Origin of the sequence: Massilia sp. UBA6681 (assembly GCF_002454935.1) — a bacterium.
Taxonomy (GTDB): Bacteria; Pseudomonadota; Gammaproteobacteria; order Burkholderiales; family Burkholderiaceae_D; genus Telluria; species Telluria varians.
In genome coordinates this window covers 19,895-37,713 of sequence record NZ_DKJX01000073.1, presented here as the reverse complement: position 1 = coordinate 37,713, position 17,819 = coordinate 19,895, and the positions used below count along the sequence as shown (strand labels likewise).

Below are 17,819 nucleotides of genomic sequence, written 5' to 3'. Positions count from 1 at the left end.
TCAGTTGCGGCAACGGTCTATAATGGGCGCAATTCGTATATTCACCAGGAGTGTTTCATGACCGCAGTCGCCGAAGTGCAAGAGCACGACACGATCCCCGTTCCGATCAACTTCACCGACAGCGCCGCAGAGAAAGTTGCTCAGCTGATCGAGGAAGAGGGCAATCCCGACCTCAAGCTGCGCGTGTTCGTGCAGGGTGGCGGTTGCTCCGGCTTCCAGTATGGCTTCACCTTTGACGAAATCGTCAACGAAGACGACACCACGATGGAAAAGAACGGTGTCCAGTTGCTGATCGACTCGATGAGCTACCAGTACCTGGTCGGCGCCGAGATCGACTACAAGGACGACCTCGAAGGCGCCCAGTTCGTGATCAAGAACCCGAACGCCACCTCGACCTGCGGCTGCGGCTCCTCGTTCTCCGCGTGATCTTCCCCCAGGCAGCCCGGTGACCCGGGCAGTCGACGGCCCGGTTCATCCGGGCCGTTCCTTTTGAGGGCTGGCGTTTGCCAGCCCTTTGTCGTTTACGCCTGCCCTTTATCGTGCCCTTTATCGGGGTCAGGTCTGACATTTAGACACGGACTGAGCAATACGGCAGCGTAACGCTCGAGCTCGTGTCCGAATGTCAGACCTGACCCCAGGGGTGCTCCAGGGGTGCTTACGCGGGGTAGAGCGCGCCGAGGATGCGCGGGCCGCGTGCCCCGGTAACGGCCGGCAAATTGCCCGGCTCGCGCTGCAGGAAACGCCAGCCCAGCCAGGCGAAGGCCAGCGCCTCGACCCGGTTCGGCGCGATGCCGAGCGCGGCCGTCGATTCCACGCTTGCGCTGCCCAGCGCCGCGCCGATCTCGCGCAGCAAGGTGGCGTTGTAAGCGCCGCCGCCGCAGACGTACACCGCATCCACAGCCGCGTGCTCGCCGCGGATGGCGTCGGCGATCGTTACCGCCGTCAGGCGGGTGAGCGTTGCCATCACGTCCTGTGCCGCAAGTCCGCTGAAGTCTTTCAGTTTGGCGTCGAGCCACCGGTCATGGAACAGGTCGCGGCCGGTGCTCTTGGGGGCCGGCTGGCGGAAGAAGGGCTCGTCCAGCAGCGCATCCAGCAGCGGCTGCTGCACGCTGCCGCCGGCGGCCCAGGCGCCGTCCTCGTCGTAGGCCTTGCCGAGGTGGCGGCCGATCCACAGGTCCATCAAGACATTGCCCGGACCGGTATCGAAACCGGTGACGCGGCCGTCGCCATGCAGCACGCTGATGTTGCCGATCCCGCCGATGTTGACGACCACGCGTGCCGTGCCCGGTTCCCCGAAGGCGGCCTCGTGGAAGGCCGGCACCAGCGGCGCGCCCTGGCCGCCGGCCGCGATGTCGCGGGTGCGGAAGTCGGCGATCACGTCGATGCCGCTGAGCTCGGCCAGCAGGGCAGGGTTGTTGGTCTGGCGCGTGAAGCCCAGTTCCGGACGGTGGCGGATGGTCTGGCCATGCACGGCGACGGCCGCGACCGGCCCGCCTGCCTGGGGCAGCAGCTGGCGCACGCAGTCGGCGTAGCACAGGGCCAGGCCGTTGGCGGCCAGCGCCTCGCGCTCGAGTTCGTTCTCGCTGGCGGCCTGCAGGGCCATCAGCTCGCTGCGCAATGCGGCGGGGAAGGGCGTGAAGGCTGCCGCGATGCTGCGGATGCTGCCGCCGGCGAAGTCGGCCAGCACGCCGTCCACGCCGTCGAGGCTGGTGCCGGACATCAGGCCGATGGCCAGGGACGAAGTCTCGCTCATGTGCATTCTCCTTGTAGGGTAACCGGACAGCGGTGTGCTGGGCGCTGCTTCAGCTCGTGCGCCGCCAGCATACTAAACGCTGGAGCCGCTTGACGGAAGCGCAAACGGCTTATTAGTTCGTCTACTTAGATAATGAACAGTTATTAAATCGTTGTTTATTAACGTCTTTTTCTTATCTAAACGCCCACCTTTTCGATATTTTGTTTATGTACTTACGGCAAAACTTGTTGTTTAGAGTAAATTCTCTAGGGCTGGAAGCGAAAGCTTGACAATCGGCCAACGCATCCGGAACCAACCCCCCCCGCTCCGTTTTTGCCAGATCGACATGAAATTTAATAACTTAAAAATCGGTACCCGGCTCGGCGTCGCTTTCGCCGCCATCCTTCTCCTCGCCGCCCTCATGCTGGCGACCGCCTTATGGCAGCTCGGCCGTATTGGCGAGGCCAAGGAGGTCATGACGGCCACCACGACGAAAGTCGCCCTCGCAGACCAGTGGCTGCAGGGCATTGCAACCAATAGTGTGCGCACCATGGCAAAGCTGAAAAGCACCGATCCGGCTGACGACGCCTTCTATGAGCAGGAAATGAAGGCCGTCAGTGCGAACGTGAGCAAGGTCCAGAAAGAACTGGAGGTCCTGGTGCTAAGCGAGCGCGGCAAAGCCTTGCTGAAGGCCGTGGCCGATCAGCGCAAGCAGTATTCCGCCATCCGCGACGAGGCCTTCCGCCGTAAAGCGGAGTTTGGCGCAGCTGATGCGGCACTCAAGGCTTTCGTGAGCGACAAGGTAGCGCCTGAAATGAAGCAGTATGTGCATACCGTGGAAGAGGTGGTGGCTAACCAGGAACAATTGTTCCGTGATGCCAACGCGCGCATCGACGCACTACAGGCAAGCGCACAAAAGCTGCTGATCGGTACCGGCGTCGCCGCACTGGTCTGCGGCGGGCTGTTCGCACTGTTCCTGACCCGTAGCATTACCCGGCCCCTGGCCCACGCTGTCGCGCTTGCCGAGCAGGTCGCTTCCAGGGACCTGACCGCCGACATCCAGGTATCGAGCCGCGATGAGGTCGGTCATCTGCTTTCCGCACTCAAGCGCATGAACGACAGCCTGCTGATGACCGTGCACGAAGTGCGCGCCGGCACCGAGACCATCGTCAGCGCTTCGCAGCAGATCGCTTCCGGCAACCTCGACCTCTCGTCCCGTACCGAGCAGCAGGCCAGTTCGCTGGAAGAGACGGCATCGTCGATGGAGGAGCTGACCAGTTCGGTTCGCCAGAATGCCGACAACGCCCGTCAGGCGAATACCCTGGCGCAGGCAGCCTCCGAGATCGCGGTTCGTGGCGGCAAGGTGGTATCGGAAGTGGTGACGACCATGGAATCGATCAACGCTTCGTCGAAGAAAATTGGCGACATCATTGCAGTGATCGACGGGATTGCGTTCCAGACCAATATCCTGGCACTGAATGCCGCGGTCGAGGCCGCGCGTGCCGGGGAGCAGGGCAGGGGCTTTGCCGTCGTCGCATCGGAGGTGCGCAATCTTGCGCAACGTTCGGCAGGGGCGGCCAAGGAAATCCGTAGCCTGATCGCGGATTCGGTGGGTAAAGTGGATGCCGGCGGGCGCCTGGTCGACCAGGCCGGCGCCACCATGCAGGAGATCGTCCAGGGCATCATGCGTGTCACCGACGTTATGGCTGAAATCACCTCGGCCAGCGCCGAGCAGGCGCTCGGTATCGAGCAGGTCAATGCCGCGATCACGCAGATGGATGACGTGACGCAGCAGAATGCCGCCCTGGTCGAAGAAGCGGCCGCCGCAGCGGCATCGATGCAGGACCAAGCCAGCTCGCTTGCCGAACTGGTCAATACGTTCAAGGTGGACGCTGTTTCCCGTCATGCGCGCCCGGCGTCTCCTGGCGAGCGCGGCGTCGAGCCCTCGCTGCGCCTGGGCCTGGCAGCTGCTTGAGGGGCGGGCAGCGCTATCGATGCGCTGCCCGGCGCAAGGATTGATGAAACAGCGGGTGAGGCTTACTTCTTCGGCGGAGGCTCAGGATTCTCTTCCGCCGACCAGATCACTCCGGCAATTTTCCACCCGTTCTCGGTGCGGACCATCTGCCAGCTTTCCTTGCCCCAGTTGTTGCGGTAGTTGCCGACTATGAAGCTGTAGTCGAACAGCACTTGCGCCATCTCGCCGTCGGTATCGATGCGCACGTTCTCGAAGGTTTCGGTGCGCGCTTCCGGCGCGCGGACGATTTTTTCGATGAACTTGCGCGGCGTGCCGCTTTCTGTCTTGGGCGAGGGCTCCTTTGGATCCTTCAGGCTGGCGCGGTAGCGCGCCAGGCTGCCATCGGTGTAGACGCCGACCCAGGTGATGTCTTCGCGCAGGAACAGGCGCATGAAGCCCTCCTTGTCCTTGTCGACGAGGGCCTTGGCGAAGGCCTTGATCACGGCTTCGATCTTCTGCCGGCTTTCCGCCGGGTTTTCCGCAAAAGCATGCTGGGGCGCGCCTGCGCACAGGGCCAGGCATAGCGAGACGGTGGCGAGAACGGATTTCATCGGGTCTCCTCTCTCTCTATATATATATATATATGCGATCACGGACGCGCCGCGAAAAACTGGCTGTCGACGCTATGGCGCGGCATGCCGATCTGTTCGGGCTTCTTCATCAGGTAGGCGAAGCCACTTCGCTCGCCCTTCAGGGCGCCGTTCAGGAAGTTGAGGACATAGCGCGCGCTCTGGGCGTAGGACTGGGCTATTTCGTCGCGGGTGTAGTCGCCGAAGTCGAGCGGATCGAGGCGCAGGTAGCTGGTGCCGAAATATACATGCTCCATCGCGTACATCGTCAGCAGGTAGACGTCGGCGCCCGTCATCTTCTGCAGGATGCTGCCCGAGTGGTCCGGCTTGAACTTCAGTCCGCGCTCGAAGCGCGGCGGCCGCTGGGCCAGGTAGAGCAGGGGCGTGCGCAGCTGTTCCGGCTTCAGGTAAGGCACTTTCTCCAGCATGGCGTGGCGGTAGCGCACCGTGCCGTCCAGGCAGACCAGCGCCTTGATGCGCTCGTCCTGGGCCGCGGCCAGCACATTGGCCATGCCGCCCCAGGAAAAGCCGGCCACGGCCAGGCGGCTGGCGTCGGCCTGCGGCAGCGATTGTGCGTAATCCACCAGGAAGCGGATGTCGGCCGCCTGCGCTTCGGCGTGCGCCAGGTCGTTCTTCTGCCAGCGCTCGTCGACACCCAGGGCCGGGCTCGCGATCACGAGATAGCCATGGCTGGCCAGGAATTCCATCATCTCGGCATTCTCGAATACATTGCTGCTGATGCTCGGCGAATAAATCACCACCGGATACTTGCCCGGCAGCGCCTTCGCATCGCGCACCGCCCAGCGCACATCCTTGCGCTCCGCAGCGAGCTGCGCCTCACGTTTGCCTTCGGTAACGAATTCCAGTCACTTCGCCAGCACCTTGTCCCGTTCCGCAGGGGAGCGGGTGAAATCGTCGTCCCAGCCCAGAAGCTGGAGGTAGTCGTCGTAGCGCATCGGCTTCCCGCCTTTGACCGCCGGATACCAGATGGCGGTCTGGATCGGGCGCGGCTTGCGTGCCCCTTCCGGCGCGTTGGCGGGATAGCTGCGGCTCGGGTCCACCTGCTCGACCACGCGGAAACCGACTGCGAAACTGCCCGGCTTGTCAAGGAAGGGAAAAGCCTGCTGGGCGCCCGATGGCGCCCCGACCAGGACGAGCAGGATGAATGCGAGAAACTTGAGCATATTGCCTCCTTTATTGTTGATCTCTTTTCACTCTAGCATTGAAAGCTAAAGGGATGGCAATAAAACTTCTCGCCGATAGCAAAATGAATGCTATTTGGTGGAATTCATGATGGGTGCATAGCGAAGCAGGAAAAGAAAACGCCCCGCGGCATGCTCGATGCGGCGGGGCGTCGGGAGGAGCGGGATGGCTTAGCGCGCGGCCATCGCGTTGCCGCTCGGTGCGAGCAGCGAGAAGCGGTGGTTCATCTCGGCGGCGGCCATGCGGAAGCGGGCCAGTTCGGCCTGGCTCAGCGGCTGCTGGGCCAGCGACTTGAACTTCTCCGGATTCTGGGCCTGGCCTGCGACGCGGAACTCGTAGTGCAGGTGCGGGCCGGTCGACCAGCCGGTCGAGCCGACATAGCCGATCACCTGGCCCTGGCTGACCTTGGCGCCCTTGCGCATGCCCGGAGCAATGCGGCTCATGTGGGCATAGGCGGTGCTGTACTTCGACCAGTGCTTCAGGACGACCTGGTTGCCGTAGCCGCCGCTGTTGCCGGCGAAATCGATGACGCCGTCGGCGACCGCGCGGATCGGCGTGCCGGTCGAGGCGGCGTAGTCGACGCCCTTGTGCGCCTTCCACTTGCCCGAGATCGGGTGCACGCGCATCGAGAAGCCAGAGGAGATACGCGAGAACTGCAGCGGGGATTTCAGGAAGGCTTTCTTCAGTGCCTTGCCGTCCAGGCTGTAGTAGCCGCCCTGCTTGGTGACCGGGTCTTCGTACCAGACCGACTGGTAAGCGACGCCGCGGTTGACGAATTCGCCTGCCAGGATGCGACCGGTCTTCACCAGTTCGCCGTCGAGCCAGAAGGTTTCGTAGACGACGCTAAAACGGTCGCCGCGCTTGAGGTCGGAGCGGAAGTCGATGTTGGTCGAGAACATCTCGATCATCTGGCCGACCACCGAGTCCGGCATGCTACCGCCGTCGACGTTGGAGTCGGTCGCCGAATATAGCGAGGTGGTGATTTCACGCGAACGCATCTCGACGCGGCGCTCCAGCTTGGCCGGGGCTTCCATCGCGACAAATTTTTCGCCCTTGCGCTCGACCGTGATCTGGCGGGCATCGCCAGCCTTGCCGTCGGTGATCGTGGCGCGCATCGACAGCAGCAGGCCATGTTCATCGGTTTCGGCCTGGATGCGCTTGCCGGTCTTGAGCGACAGCAGGCGGCGGGCGGTCTTGTCGGTACGGAGGAATTTCTGGGCGTCGGCATCGTTGACGCCAAGGCGGGTGAAGAGGGAGCCGATCGAGTCGCCCGGACGGATGCGTTCCTCGTGGATGAATTGCTGCTCGTTCTGCTGCAGGGCGGCGATCTGGTCTGCCAGGTTCGGCAGTTCCAGGTTCTGTTCGATCGACGTGACCGGCATGTCTGCCGCGTCGGGAGCGATCGGGGCCACTGCCACTGCGCCGAATGCAAACACGCTCAGGAGTGCGGCGCCGGCGCTCACGATGCGCGTTTTGCGCGTTCGCGGCAGCAGCTGGAGCAGGCTCTTGCTAGTGATTTTATGTATAGGGTTCATGCAATCAGTTAAAATTTGCGGCTGAACTTCTAGGGATCCAGTTTCTTATCGATCTGCAAAGTTTTCTGCAGGAAACTGAAAAACGATCGTGAATTATACCAAAAGAAGTGGTCCTACAACCGTCTTAGCAAATTTCCTACACGAAAATCCCATACGCATATGAATTCGAATGTCTCGTCCGGTAGCGGCGCTCCGGTACATTCTTCCGCCCCCCTGCCGTTGACGGACAAGGTGCTCGAGGCGCTGGCCATTGCCAAGCGCGGTGTCGATGAACTGCTGATCGAAAGCGAATTCGCCCAGAAACTGGCGCGTTCCGAACAGTCGGGCAAGCCGCTGCGCATCAAGCTGGGCCTGGACCCGACCGCGCCCGACCTGCACCTTGGCCATACCGTGGTGCTGAACAAGATGCGTCAGCTGCAAGACCTGGGGCACCAGGTGATCTTCCTGATCGGCGATTTCACCTCGATGATCGGCGACCCGTCGGGCCGCAATGCCACGCGTCCACCGCTGACCCGTGAGCAGGTCGAGGAAAATGCCATGACTTATTTCCGTCAGGCCTCCCTGGTGCTGGATGCCGCGCGCACGGAAATCCGCTACAACTCCGAATGGTGCGACCCGCTGGGCGCGCGCGGCATGATCCAGCTCGCCTCGCGCTATACCGTGGCCCGCATGATGGAGCGCGACGATTTCACCAAGCGCTACAAGAGTGGGACCCCGATCGCGGTGCATGAGTTCCTCTACCCTTTGATGCAGGGCTATGATTCGGTCGCTTTGCACGCGGACCTCGAACTTGGGGGTACCGACCAGAAGTTCAACCTCCTGGTTGGCCGTGAGTTACAGAAAGATTATGGACAGGAACAGCAGTGCATCCTGACCATGCCCCTGCTCGAAGGCCTGGATGGCGTCGAGAAAATGTCCAAGTCCAAGAACAATTACATCGGCATCACCGAAGCCCCGAACACCATGTTCGGCAAGCTGATGAGCATTTCGGACGACATGATGTGGAAGTACTACGACCTGCTGTCCTTCCGCTCGATCGCCGAGATCCAGAACATCAAGGCCGAGGTGCTTGGCGGCGCCAACCCGCGCGATGCGAAAGTGGCGCTCGGCAAGGAAATCGTCGCACGCTTCCACTCGGCGCAGGCCGCCGACGACGCGCTGGCCGACTTCGTCAACCGCTCGAAGGGCGGGATCCCGGATGACGTGCCGGAAGTCGCCTTGTCCGGCGCGCCGCTGGGCGTGGCCCAGCTGCTGAAAGCGGCCGGCCTGTGCGCCTCGACCTCGGAAGCCATGCGCATGGTCGACCAGGGCGGGGTGCGCATCGATGGCGCCGTGGTCAGCGACAAGGGCCTGCAGGTCGAGGCCGGCACTTTCGTGATGCAGGTGGGCAAGCGCAAGTTTGCGCGCGTGACCTTGGCCGGTTCGCCGCAGCGATGATTGGTCTTCTGCAGCGCGTCAGCGAAGCCAGCGTGCGCGTCGACGGCGACACCGTCGGCGCGATTCAAGCCGGCCTGATGGTGCTGGTGTGCGCCGAGAAGGGCGACACCGAGCGCGAAGCCGAGGCCCTGCTGGCCAAGCTCCTCAGCTACCGCGTGTTCTCCGACGAGGCCGGCAAGATGAACCGCAGCATCACCGACACGGCTGGCGGCCTGCTGCTGGTGCCGCAGTTCACGCTGGCCGCCGATACCAGGTCGGGCACGCGACCCTCGTTCTCGCCGGCGGCCGCGCCGGAGGACGGGCGGCGCCTGTTCGATCATCTCGTGCGCCAAGCCCGCGAACGCCATGGCATTGTCGAGACCGGCAGATTCGGCGCGGACATGAAAGTTTCACTCATCAACGATGGTCCCGTCACTTTCTGGCTGCAGGTTGATCCTGTCGCGATAGGTGGTGCCCAGCGCTGAAACCCCTGCCGTCAACAAGGGTCAATAGGGAGAGGGCTGGGAGGGCATATGCGAATCTGGAGCGATTCATTCACCGAGGGCGGGCCGATCCCGCCGCAATGCGCGTTTGCGGTGGCCGATCCCGACAGCCACGTCAAGCTGTCCAGCAACCGCAGCCCGCATCTCGCCTGGGACGACGTGCCCGCCGGTACCAAGTCCCTGGTGCTGATCTGCCACGACCCCGACGTGCCCTCCGTCGGCGACGACGTCAACCAGGAAGGCAAGACCGTGCCCGCTTCGCTGCCGCGGGTGGACTTCTTCCACTGGTCGCTGGTGGATATTCCGGTCTGCCTGAAATCGCTGGCCGAAGGCATGTTCTCCGACATGGTGACCCCGCACGGCAAGCCGGGCCCGCTGCTGCCCTTCACGATCAAGAACGGCACCGAGCACCAGCTGCGCCAGGGCATCAACGACTACACCGGCTGGTTTGCGAACGACCCGACCATGGCGGGCGAGTATTACGGTTATGATGGCCCGTGCCCGCCCTGGAATGACGAGCGCGTGCATACTTATGTGTTTACACTGTATGCCCTCGACATCCCGCGCCTGCCGCTGGTCGGCCGCTTCAGCGGCGCCGAACTGCGCCTGGCCATCCGCGGGCATATCCTGGACGAGGCGCGCACCTTCGGCGTGTATTCGCTGAATCCCGACATAACAGCCTTACTTCCGACCTGAGCCCTCGAGGTTCGGGGCAAACGAACCTCATGCTTTCGAATAAGAACACAGCAACGACCATCCTCCTGATCCGCCATGGCGAAACCGCCTGGAATGCCGAGAAACGCCTCCAGGGCCACCTCGACATCGCCCTCAATGCCGAAGGCGAGCGCCAGGCTGCCCTGCTGGGCGCCGCGCTCGCGGCCGAGCCGATCGACCACATCGTCTCCAGCGACCTGCAGCGCGCGCGCCAGACCGCCGAGGCCCTTGCCCGCGTGCGCGGGATGCAGGTAGCCATCGACCCGGCGCTGCGCGAGCGCTGCTACGGCGGATTCGAAGGCTTGCTGTACAGCGAGATCGCGGCGCGTTTTCCGCTCGAGTTCGCGGCCTGGCAGGCGCGCGACGTGGATGGCGTGCTGCCGCCGGGAAGCAACCGGGGGGAGAGTTTCCGCGAATTCTATGAGCGGACCACCGCGGCGATCACCCGGCATGCGGCGGCGCATCCGGGCAAGACCATCGCGCTGGTGGCGCATGGCGGGGTGCTCGAGTGTGCTTACCGGGCGGCGCTTGGCTTGTCGCTGGAGACGCCGCGGGATTTCAAGGTGCTCAATGCGAGCGTGAACCGGTTTGTGATGGAGGAGGGGGTGTTGAAATTAGTGAGCTGGGGAGAGGTGGGGCACCTTCAGCCGGCAGTGCTGGATGATGTTGGGTAAGTAGCTTCGTTTTCAAAAATTGGATCCCGGCCTACGCCGGGATGACGGTCTTTAGGATAGCGGCGAGAACCGCCTTACCTTATCGTTAGCTTCAAAACCGTCGTTCCGGCGAAGGCCGGAACCCAATTCCGTCGCGTACCGACAGCTCATCCTTACACCAGAACCGAAGCGCCTACCCCCACTCTGCACCCCTGCCAATATCACACACGCAACAATCGCCAAAAATTCTGCCGCTATTTTGAGCAGCGAATGAGGTAAAATACTAGGTTCCCCGAGAAACTTTCGAGACTTTCCGCTGTGCAAATCGGTCCTTACATTCTGCGTAACAATGTCTTCGTTGCCCCCATGGCCGGGGTGACGGACCGCCCGTTCCGCCAGCTGTGCAAGCAGCTGGGCGCCGGTTACGCGGTGTCCGAAATGGCGGCCTCGAACCCGCGCCTGTGGGCCAGCGAAAAAACCGCGCGCCGCACCGACCATGCTGGGGAAATGGAGCCGAAGGCGGTGCAGATCGCCGGCGCCGATCCGAAGGACCTGGCCGATTGCGCCAGGTTCAACGTCGAGCGCGGCGCCCAGATCATCGACATCAACATGGGCTGCCCGGTCAAGAAAGTGTGCAACAGCTGGTGCGGTTCGGCCCTGCTGCAGCACGAAGACCTGGTCGAGCGCATCCTCCACGCTGTGGTGGAGGCGGTCGACGTTCCCGTCACTCTGAAATTCCGCACCGGCTGGGACCGCCAGAACAAGAACGCCCTGCGCATCGCCCGCATGGCCGAACAGGCCGGCATCGCGATGCTGACCCTGCACGGCCGCACCCGCGCCGACGGCTACAAGGGCGAGGCCGAATACGACACCATCCGCGCCGTCAAGGCGGCGGTGGGCATCCCGGTGGTCGCCAACGGCGACATCACCACGCCGGAAAAGGCGAAGTACGTGCTCGACTACACCGGCGCCGACGCGGTGATGATCGGCCGCGCCGCCCAGGGCCGGCCCTGGATCTGCCGCGAAATCGACCACTACCTGCGCACCGGTGAACACCTGCCGGCCCCCTTGGTCGAGGAAGTACGCGGCCTGATGAACGAACACCTGCCGGCGCACTATGCCTTCTATGGCGAGTATGTCGGCGTGCGCACTGCCCGTAAACACATCGGGTGGTATGTGCAGGACTTGCCGGGCGGGGAAGAATTCCGCCAGCGCATGAACCTGCTGGAATCGACCGCCGAGCAGCTGGCTGCGGTCGACGCGTTTTTCAAATCGCAGCTCGGGCATGGCGAGCGGTTACAATACCGACCCGCTCATCCGGCCGATGTGGCGTTGGCAGCATAAGTAGTCGTAATACACATATAAGAATCAGAATAAAACGGGGACACGCTGCGCCAAAAACGCGGCGAGCAATCATTAACCAGGATGAAGCAGCAGAGAACATGAGCAAAGAAAGTATCCAGGAAGTCGTCCAGAAAAGCCTCGAGGACTATTTCAACGATCTCGGCGAGCAGAAGCCGACGAACATCTACGACATGATGGTCCTGACGGTCGAAAAGCCGGTCCTCGAAGTGGTCATGACGCGCGCCGACGGCAACCAGTCGCACGCGGCGCAGATGCTGGGCATCAACCGGAATACTTTGCGCAAGAAACTCCAGGAGCACGGGCTCCTCTAAAGCTCTTTGCAGGGCGCGGCCGGCTAGGATGGCCGTGCGTCTGGGCGCGGCCGGTACACCGTCCGTGCGCCCGGGCGTCAGAATTCTCAACCACAGGCCTCACCATGATCAAACAAGCACTGATTTCCGTTTCCGACAAAACCGGCGTCCTCGACTTCGCGAAGGCCCTGGCTGCCCTCGGCGTCAACATCCTGTCCACTGGCGGCACCGCCAAGCTGCTGCAGGAAAATGGCGTGCAAGTCACTGAAGTCGCCGACTACACCGGTTTCCCGGAAATGCTCGACGGCCGGGTCAAGACCCTGCACCCGAAGGTGCACGGCGGCATCCTGGCGCGCCGCGACCTGCCGGAGCACGTCGCCAAGCTCGATGAGCACGGCATCCCGCAGATCGACATGGTCGTGGTCAACCTGTACCCGTTCCAGCAGACCGTCGCCAAGCAGGAGTGCTCGCTGGAAGACGCGATCGAGAACATCGACATCGGCGGCCCGACCATGCTGCGCTCGGCCGCCAAGAACCACCGCGACGTGGTCGTGATCGTCGACCCGGCCGACTACGGCGTGGTGCTGGCGGAGATGAAAGGCACCGGCACCACCGCCGGCCCGGTCAGCTACGAGACCAAGTTCCGCCTGGCGAAAAAAGTGTTCGCCCACACCGCCCAGTACGACGGCGCGATCACCAACTACCTGACCAGCCTGGGCGAAGACCGTGCGCACGCGACCCGATCGAGCTACCCGCAGACCCTGAACATGAGCTTCGAGAAGGTCCAGGACATGCGCTACGGCGAGAACCCGCACCAGGGCGCCGCCTTCTACCGCGACCTGGTCGCAACAAAGGGCGCGCTGGCCAACTACCGCCAGCTGCAGGGCAAGGAACTCTCGTACAACAACATCGCCGACGCGGATGCGGCATGGGAATGCGTCAAGACGCTCGGCGGCCTCGGCCAGCCGGCCGGCTGCGTGATCGTCAAGCACGCCAATCCCTGCGGCGTGGCGATCGGCGTCGACGCGCTGGACGCCTACACCCGCGCGCTGCAGACCGACCCGACCTCCGCCTTCGGCGGCATCATCGCCTTCAACGTCGAGGTCGACGGCCGTGCCGCGGAAGCGCTGGCCAAGCTGTTCGTCGAAGTGCTGATCGCGCCAGGTTTTACCGCCGAGGCACGCCAGATCATGTCGGCCAAGCAGAACGTGCGCCTGCTGGAAATCCCGCTGGGCGAAGGCCAGAATGCCTATGACCTGAAGCGCGTCGGCGGCGGCGTGCTGGTGCAGGCGCCGGACGCGAAGAACGTCGGCCTGGGCGACCTGCGCGTGGTCAGCAAGAAGCAGCCGACCCAGCAGCAGCTGCAGGACCTGATGTTCGCCTGGCGCGTGGCCAAGTTCGTCAAGTCGAACGCCATCGTGTTCTGCGCGGGCGGCATGACCCTGGGCGTCGGCGCCGGCCAGATGAGCCGCATCGACTCGGCGCGCATCGCCTCGATCAAGGCGCAGAATGCCGGCCTGTCCCTGAGCGGTTCGGCAGTGGCCTCGGATGCCTTCTTCCCGTTCCGCGACGGCCTGGACGTGGTGGTGGATGCGGGCGCGACCTGCGTGATCCATCCGGGCGGCTCGATGCGTGACCAGGAAGTCATCGATGCGGCGGATGAGCGTGGGGTTGTCATGCTCTATACCGGTACCCGTCACTTCCGCCACTGATCTACGTAAACTTGGGTCCCGGCCTGCGCCGGGACGACGTTGTTTGAGTTCACCCATAGCTTAAAGACCGTCATCCCGGCGAAGGCCGGGATCCAAGTTCGCAGCGCAGATGTCCAACATCTCTCTGCTACAACTTCAACACCCCACTGTGTTTTTGCACAGTATTTTTTCCCACGAACACCCCGCAGCCGTATATCATTCCACAATGATTATTCTCGGCATCGACCCGGGCCTGCGTACGACGGGGTTCGGCGTCATTGAAAAACACGGCACCAAGCTGCGCTACATCGCGTCCGGCACCATCAAGACCGGCACCGAGGGCGCACTGCCGCCGCGGCTCAAGGTGATCCTGAACGGCGTGGGCGAAATCGTTTCCGCCTACGGACCGACTTGCGCGGCCATCGAAAAAGTCTTTGTGAACGTCAACCCGCAGTCCACACTGCTGCTGGGGCAGGCGCGCGGCGCTGCCATCACGGCCCTGGTCGGCGCCGACCTCGACGTTGCCGAATACACGGCCGTGCAGGTCAAGCAGGCCGTGGTCGGCACCGGCAAGGCCGCCAAGGCCCAGGTGCAGGACATGGTGTCGCGCCTCTTGAAGCTTCCCGGCCTGCCGGGCACCGACGCCGCCGACGCGCTCGGCGTGGCGATCTGCCACGCCCACAGCATGGACACGCTGTCGCTGGTCGGCGCGCTGGCGCCCACCACCAGCACGCTGCGCATGAAACGCAGCCGCCTCGTCTAAGAACAATAGGACAACAACACATGATCGGTCGTCTCTCCGGAATCCTGCTCGAAAAAGCGCCGCCCCACGTGCTGGTGGACTGCAACGGCGTCGGCTATGAAGTCGACGTGCCGATGAGCACCTTCTACAACCTGCCGCATACCGGCGAAAAGGTGGTGCTGTTCACCCACCTGGTCGTGCGCGAGGACGCGCACCTGCTGTTCGGCTTCGGCAGCGCTTCCGAGCGGGCCTTGTTCCGCCAGCTGATCAAGATTACCGGCATCGGCGCGCGCATGGCCCTGGCGATCCTGTCGGGCATGTCGGTGGCCGACCTGTCGCAGGCCGTCACGCTGCAGGAAGCTGGCCGCCTGGTGAAGATCCCGGGCATCGGCAAGAAGACCGCCGAGCGCCTGCTGCTCGAACTGAAGGGTAAACTCGGCGCCGACATCGGCGTGGTCGGCGGCGCGGTGCGCGACGACGCCCAGGCCGACGTGCTCAATGCGCTGCTCGCATTGGGGTATTCTGACAAGGAAGCGCTACTGGCGATCAAGAACATGCCGGCAGGTAGCAGCGTCTCCGACGGCATCAAGTTTGCACTCAAAGCACTTTCTAAAGCATGAGCATCCAGACCGACAATTTCACCGAGCAGCGCGTCATCGACGCGGCGCCGGCCTCGCCCAACGAGGAGGCAATCGAGCGCGCCTTGCGGCCGAAGCAGCTGGACGAATACGTCGGCCAGGCCAAGATCCGCGACCAGCTCGAAATTTTTATTTCCGCCGCGCGCAAGCGCCGCGAAGCGCTCGACCATACGCTGCTGTTCGGCCCGCCGGGCCTCGGTAAAACCACGCTGGCGCACATCATCGCGCGCGAGATGGGTGTGAACCTGCGCCAGACTTCCGGCCCGGTGCTGGAGCGTCCGGGCGACCTCGCCGCGCTGCTCACCAATCTCGAGCCGAACGACGTGCTCTTCATCGACGAGATCCACCGCCTGTCGCCGGTGGTCGAAGAGATCCTGTACCCGGCGCTCGAGGACTACCAGATCGACATCATGATCGGCGAGGGCCCGGCCGCGCGTTCCGTGAAGCTCGACCTGCAGCCCTTCACGCTGGTCGGCGCCACCACCCGCGCCGGCATGCTGACCAACCCGCTGCGCGACCGCTTCGGCATCGTCGCGCGCCTCGAGTTCTACAACGTCGACGAACTCACCAAGATCGTTGCCCGCAGCGCCGCGCTGCTCGACGCCCCGATCAACGAGGCCGGTGCGCGCGAGGTCGCCAAGCGCGCGCGCGGCACCCCGCGTATCGCCAACCGCCTGCTGCGCCGCGTGCGCGACTACGCGGAAGTGAAGGGCACCGGCGAAATCACCGTGGAGATGGCCGACCGCGCGCTGAAGATGCTCGATGTCGACACCGTCGGTTTCGATGTCATGGACCGTAAACTCCTGGAAGCCGTGCTGTTCAAGTTCGCCGGCGGTCCGGTGGGCATCGGCAACCTGGCGGCGGCGATCGGCGAGGCGGCCGACACCATCGAGGACGTGCTCGAACCCTACCTGATCCAGCAGGGCTACCTGCAGCGCACCCCGCGCGGCCGGATCGCCACGCCGCTGGCCTACCAGCACTTCGGCGTCACCGCGCCGCGCATCAGCCCCACGGGCGACCTCTGGGATAACCTGCCGCCCGCTTGAACCGCTTGCCGGACCGGGTTCGCCCGCCGGTTCCGGAAGTGCCATTGTCATATCCATCTGCTAGTATTTGACAATGCGCCTGGCAAGGCCCTGTTTGTCGACTACCGATGCAAGGAGCCGTGATGAGCAAGCGAAGAGATTTCCTTCGGATTGCATCGCGGCTGGGCATTGGCGCTTGCTTCGCAAGCCTGCTTCCGAGGATCGCGCTGGCCCGGCCGGGACGCGACGCGACTGTGCATTACATCGATCCGGGCGCCGCCGGTCCGGGCGACGGAACGCTTGCCAGGCCTTTCCGTTCATGGACCAGCGTGTCCTGGCTGCCCGGCCATACCTACCTGCAGAAGCGCGGCACGACGTATTCCGGTGTCTTCCAGGTGGGAGCAAGCGGCAACGCCTTGCAGCCCATCACGATCGGCGCGTATTACCGGTCCAACGGCGCCGACGACAATGCGCAGCCGAAGCCCGTCATCGTCCTGCCGGCGGCGCCCGCCAAGCCGGCCGGCGGCGCCTCGATCGCGGTGCACGGCAAGGAGCGCGATTTCGTCATCTACCGTCAGCTCGACATCCGGAATACCGCCTTGCCGGAAGGGCGCGACGCGGCGATCATCTGGCTGGGCAATGGCTGCGTTTTCGAGGACTGCAATGTGAGGTCGAACTGTGCCGGCGTGTACATTGTCGACAAAAGCCACGTCACCGTCTCCGGCTGTGTGCTCGACGTCATCAGCTGTGGCGCCGCATACGGCAACCAGGGGATCCTGGTCGCCGGGGACCGCACGGTCGACGATATCCGGCTGCTCGACAATACCGTCCGCCACCGCGGCGGCGGTTCGGCGACCTCGTACGGCATCCGCTGCGAAGCCTACGACGGCGACGCTTTCCTGACGCGGCTCGTGATCCGCGGGAACCGCGTCTCTCCGCCATCCGGCGTCGCCCATAACCCGAACCGCGGGGCGATCGGCATTTACCTGGTGGGGGGCAAGGCTGCCACGCTGGACAGGAACACCGTGACCGGCATGCTGACCGGCATCTACATCAATGGTGGAGATCTCAGCTACGTGGGCAAGAATAACTGCAGCAACAATATGAATTTCGGCATTCATATCAGCGGCGTTTCCCGGTCATGCACCATCGAGCACAACGTCTGCAATGCCAATGGCGGAGCCATGACCCGCACCTGTTACGGCCGCGGTATCGAGCTCTCGTCCAAGGCCGGCCAGGGCGCGGTATCGGGCCACACGATCCGCTACAACACCTGCCGCTTCAACTACAACTTTGGCGGGCCGCTGGACAACGGATCGGAAGGCGTCGGCATCGGCCTGGACGACGGGGCCAGCAAGTGTTCCATCTACGGGAACGTGGTCTCGGATAACGAAGGAAACGGCATTCAGATGTACGGCAGCAAAGACCGGAGCAGGTGGCCGGACACGGGCGGCCATACGGTCGATTCCAACGAGCTGGATGCGAACTGCAGCTTCTCGGTCCTGAACCGGCGCAAAGGTGGGAAGAAGCCCAGTCCATTCCAGGCCCATATCGCGCTGGCTTACATCTACGGCAGCCCCACGGTCGTCTCCAACAACCGCTTCAAGGGCAAGACCCGCATGGGGATCTATACCGACAGCACGAACGCGAACATCACGCTGCGCAACAATGGCTAGTCCGGCGGCTGCAACACCGGGCACATGACAATTGTCATGCCGAACTGATGGCG

18 protein-coding genes are annotated in these 17,819 nt (G+C 63.4%); 13 read left to right on the top strand and 5 right to left on the bottom strand.

The genetic code is table 11. The features are described from left to right. Nucleotides 1–57: 57 nt before the first annotated feature. Nucleotides 58–426, top strand: a complete 369-nt coding sequence (gene erpA, locus B2R83_RS12555; protein WP_027865807.1) for an iron-sulfur cluster insertion protein ErpA — start codon at nucleotides 58–60, stop codon at nucleotides 424–426. A gap of 229 nt (nucleotides 427–655) precedes the next feature. On the opposite strand, the gene B2R83_RS12550 is transcribed toward erpA, so the two are convergent. Further along, complete coding sequence (locus B2R83_RS12550; protein WP_292041697.1) at nucleotides 656–1,753, bottom strand: anhydro-N-acetylmuramic acid kinase; 1,098 nt, start codon at nucleotides 1,751–1,753, stop codon at nucleotides 656–658. 325 nt (nucleotides 1,754–2,078) lie between these two features. Between B2R83_RS12550 and B2R83_RS12545 the strand changes: the two genes are divergently transcribed. Continuing rightward, nucleotides 2,079–3,707, top strand: coding sequence for a methyl-accepting chemotaxis protein (locus tag B2R83_RS12545; RefSeq protein WP_292041694.1), 1,629 nt, complete (start codon nucleotides 2,079–2,081; stop codon nucleotides 3,705–3,707). A gap of 62 nt (nucleotides 3,708–3,769) precedes the next feature. On the opposite strand, the gene B2R83_RS12540 is transcribed toward B2R83_RS12545, so the two are convergent. The 4 genes from B2R83_RS12540 to B2R83_RS12525 form a co-directional block, all read right to left on the bottom strand. Beyond that, nucleotides 3,770–4,297 (bottom strand): YybH family protein, encoded by a 528-nt coding sequence (locus B2R83_RS12540; RefSeq protein WP_292041693.1) that lies wholly within the window; start codon nucleotides 4,295–4,297, stop codon nucleotides 3,770–3,772. A 38-nt stretch (nucleotides 4,298–4,335) separates the two neighbouring features. Next, complete coding sequence (locus tag B2R83_RS12535) at nucleotides 4,336–5,112, bottom strand: dienelactone hydrolase family protein (protein WP_292041691.1); 777 nt, start codon at nucleotides 5,110–5,112, stop codon at nucleotides 4,336–4,338. A gap of 69 nt (nucleotides 5,113–5,181) precedes the next feature. Beyond that, nucleotides 5,182–5,499, bottom strand: coding sequence for a hypothetical protein (locus B2R83_RS12530; protein ID WP_292041689.1), 318 nt, complete (start codon nucleotides 5,497–5,499; stop codon nucleotides 5,182–5,184). Between the two features lie 189 nt (nucleotides 5,500–5,688). After that, on the bottom strand, nucleotides 5,689–7,053 hold the full coding sequence (locus B2R83_RS12525) for a M23 family metallopeptidase (protein WP_292041688.1): 1,365 nt from the start codon (nucleotides 7,051–7,053) through the stop codon (nucleotides 5,689–5,691). A gap of 159 nt (nucleotides 7,054–7,212) precedes the next feature. On the opposite strand from B2R83_RS12525, the gene tyrS reads away from it, so the two are divergent. The 11 genes from tyrS to B2R83_RS12470 all read left to right on the top strand — a co-directional run bounded on the left by tyrS (nucleotide 7,213) and on the right by B2R83_RS12470 (nucleotide 17,766). Beyond that, complete coding sequence (gene tyrS, locus B2R83_RS12520) at nucleotides 7,213–8,490, top strand: tyrosine--tRNA ligase (RefSeq protein ID WP_292041686.1); 1,278 nt, start codon at nucleotides 7,213–7,215, stop codon at nucleotides 8,488–8,490. Then, nucleotides 8,487–8,954: a D-aminoacyl-tRNA deacylase gene (gene dtd / locus B2R83_RS12515; RefSeq protein ID WP_292041684.1), complete on the top strand. Its 468-nt coding sequence runs from the start codon at nucleotides 8,487–8,489 to the stop codon at nucleotides 8,952–8,954. Before tyrS ends, dtd begins: the two co-directional genes overlap by 4 nt. A 48-nt stretch (nucleotides 8,955–9,002) precedes the next feature. After that, complete coding sequence (locus B2R83_RS12510) at nucleotides 9,003–9,668, top strand: YbhB/YbcL family Raf kinase inhibitor-like protein (protein WP_292041682.1); 666 nt, start codon at nucleotides 9,003–9,005, stop codon at nucleotides 9,666–9,668. 29 nt (nucleotides 9,669–9,697) lie between these two features. Then, nucleotides 9,698–10,360 carry a histidine phosphatase family protein gene (locus tag B2R83_RS12505; RefSeq protein WP_292041680.1) on the top strand — a complete coding sequence of 221 codons (663 nt, stop codon included), beginning with the start codon at nucleotides 9,698–9,700 and terminating at the stop codon, nucleotides 10,358–10,360. Nucleotides 10,361–10,657: 297 nt separating this feature from the next. Continuing rightward, complete coding sequence (dusB, locus tag B2R83_RS12500) at nucleotides 10,658–11,683, top strand: tRNA dihydrouridine synthase DusB (protein WP_292041675.1); 1,026 nt, start codon at nucleotides 10,658–10,660, stop codon at nucleotides 11,681–11,683. Nucleotides 11,684–11,781: 98 nt separating this feature from the next. Further along, nucleotides 11,782–12,015 carry a helix-turn-helix domain-containing protein gene (locus B2R83_RS12495; protein ID WP_027865797.1) on the top strand — a complete coding sequence of 78 codons (234 nt, stop codon included), beginning with the start codon at nucleotides 11,782–11,784 and terminating at the stop codon, nucleotides 12,013–12,015. A gap of 104 nt (nucleotides 12,016–12,119) precedes the next feature. Then, nucleotides 12,120–13,706, top strand: a complete 1,587-nt coding sequence (gene purH / locus B2R83_RS12490; protein ID WP_292041667.1) for a bifunctional phosphoribosylaminoimidazolecarboxamide formyltransferase/IMP cyclohydrolase — start codon at nucleotides 12,120–12,122, stop codon at nucleotides 13,704–13,706. A 205-nt stretch (nucleotides 13,707–13,911) separates the two neighbouring features. After that, nucleotides 13,912–14,448 carry a crossover junction endodeoxyribonuclease RuvC gene (ruvC, locus tag B2R83_RS12485; RefSeq protein WP_027865795.1) on the top strand — a complete coding sequence of 179 codons (537 nt, stop codon included), beginning with the start codon at nucleotides 13,912–13,914 and terminating at the stop codon, nucleotides 14,446–14,448. 20 nt (nucleotides 14,449–14,468) lie between these two features. After that, nucleotides 14,469–15,047, top strand: a complete 579-nt coding sequence (gene ruvA, locus B2R83_RS12480) for a Holliday junction branch migration protein RuvA (RefSeq protein ID WP_036210484.1) — start codon at nucleotides 14,469–14,471, stop codon at nucleotides 15,045–15,047. Then, nucleotides 15,044–16,111 carry a Holliday junction branch migration DNA helicase RuvB gene (ruvB, locus tag B2R83_RS12475; protein ID WP_036210486.1) on the top strand — a complete coding sequence of 356 codons (1,068 nt, stop codon included), beginning with the start codon at nucleotides 15,044–15,046 and terminating at the stop codon, nucleotides 16,109–16,111. Before ruvA ends, ruvB begins: the two co-directional genes overlap by 4 nt. A 122-nt stretch (nucleotides 16,112–16,233) precedes the next feature. Beyond that, complete coding sequence (locus B2R83_RS12470) at nucleotides 16,234–17,766, top strand: right-handed parallel beta-helix repeat-containing protein (RefSeq protein ID WP_292041739.1); 1,533 nt, start codon at nucleotides 16,234–16,236, stop codon at nucleotides 17,764–17,766. Nucleotides 17,767–17,819: the final 53 nt, after the last annotated feature.